Source organism: Neisseria sp. P0021.S006 (assembly GCF_051956895.1).
This window is the reverse complement of sequence record NZ_JBQCWZ010000207.1, coordinates 1-1,925: the sequence shown is the minus strand read 5'-3', so window position 1 is coordinate 1,925 and position 1,925 is coordinate 1. Positions and strand designations below refer to the sequence as shown.

2 protein-coding genes are annotated in these 1,925 nt (G+C 47.2%); both read left to right on the top strand.

The window, feature by feature from the left end:
- The coding region (locus ACTHUM_RS12570; RefSeq protein WP_440403014.1) for a pyruvate formate lyase family protein at positions 1–923 on the top strand (923 nt) is incomplete at its 5' end.
- Positions 924–1,062: 139 nt separating this feature from the next.
- A complete protein-coding gene (gene pflA, locus ACTHUM_RS12565; protein WP_107791856.1) occupies positions 1,063–1,869 on the top strand; it encodes a pyruvate formate lyase 1-activating protein in 807 nt (268 codons plus the stop codon).
- Positions 1,870–1,925 lie beyond the last annotated feature (56 nt).

Sequence of the window (1,925 nt, the reverse complement as noted above, 5' to 3'; positions counted from 1 at the left end):
CTAAAGAGCAAGTTGGTCCGAAAACCGAGCCGATTATGGACGAAGTTTTGGACTACGACACTGTCTTTGAGCGCATGGACAAATTCATGGATTGGTTGGCAACCCAATACGTTACCGCGCTGAACATCATTCACTACATGCACGACAAATACAGCTACGAAGCTGCATTGATGGCATTGCATGACCGTGATGTGATCCGTACGATGGCTTGCGGTATTGCCGGTCTGTCTGTGGCTGCCGACTCTTTGTCTGCCATTAAATACGCCAAAGTAAAACCGATTCGTGATGAAAATGGCATTGCCGTTGACTTCGAAATTGAAGGCGAATACCCACAATTTGGTAACAACGACGACCGTGTGGACGACATCGCCTGCGACTTGGTGGAACGCTTCATGAAAAAAGTGGCTACCCACAAAACTTACCGCAATGCCACTCCGACTCAGTCTGTGTTGACCATTACTTCCAACGTTGTTTACGGTAAGAAAACCGGTAATACTCCAGACGGCCGCCGTGCAGGCGCTCCGTTTGGTCCGGGTGCAAACCCAATGCACGGCCGTGACGTCAACGGTGCAGTCGCTTCATTGACTTCCGTAGCCAAACTGCCATTTGAGTTTGCCAAAGACGGTATTTCCTATACCTTCTCCATTATTCCTGGCGCGTTGGGTAAAGACGAGCATTCTCGCGAACGTAACCTTGCCGGTTTGATGGACGGTTATTTCCACCATGAAGACGGTATTTTGGAAGGCGGTCAACACTTGAACGTCAACGTATTGAATCGCGAGACTTTGGAAGATGCGATGCACCATCCGGAGAAATATCCGCAGTTGACCATTCGTGTGTCCGGTTATGCGGTTCGCTTCAACTCGCTGACCCGCGAACAACAGCTTGACGTGATTACCCGTACATTCACAGAAACCATGTAATTCGGGTGGAAAAACAAACCGGAAGCTAAATTTGCATTTGGTTTGTTTTGAAACAAAGCTCCAAGGCCGTCTGAAATGTTCAGACGGCCTTTATTATCGTACAATCCACATAAGCAAAAACATTTTTGAGCCGAACACTATGTCCACGACTTTTGCCATTATCCCCGAGCCGGAACTGAAAAACCTTGGCCACCGTCACTATAACGGCAAAGGCATTATTCATTCTATTGAATCTTGCGGCGCTGTCGATGGTCCGGGTTTGCGCTACGTGCTCTTTTTGCAAGGTTGCCTGATGCGCTGCCTGTATTGCCATAATCGCGATACTTGGGATTTGCATACCGAGCAGGCGCAGGAATTGGATGTGGCAACCGTGATGAAGCAGGTTATGACCTATCGCCATTATTTACGCGCGACAGGAGGAGGCGTAACGGCAACCGGCGGCGAGCCGTTATTGCAATATGAATTTGTGCGCGATTGGTTTACGGCCTGTCGGGAACACGATATCCATACCTGTCTCGACAGCAATGGCTATGCTTTGCACTATGACTCGATTTTGGATGATTTGCTCGATCATACCAATTTAGTCATGCTCGACTTAAAACAAATCGATCCTGAAATTCATAAAGTGCTTGTCGGTATCCCTAATACCAAAACGCTGAAATTCGCGCGCTATCTTGCCGAACGCAATCAGCCGACGCGTGTACGTTATGTGGTTGTTCCAGGCTACACTGATGATGAGCGTTCAGCGCATTTATTGGGCGAGTTTATCGGTGATATGGATAATGTCGAAATGGTCGAGCTTTTGCCGTATCACGAATTGGGCGCCCACAAATGGGCTTTGTGCGGCGACGAATACAAATTAAAAGGCGTACATCCGCCGCCTAAAGAAACCATTTTGAAAATCAAAGAAATATTAGAGAGTTACGGAAAAAACATTATTTATTAAAACAAAAAAAGGCCGTCTGAAACGAAATAATCAGTTTCAGACGGCCTTTTCATGAT

What these genes read in the sequence shown, in the direction of transcription:
- pflA (WP_107791856.1), top strand. Translation starts at nt 1,063, where the DNA reads ATGTCCACGACTTTTGCCATTATCCCCGAGCCGGAACTGAAAAACCTT.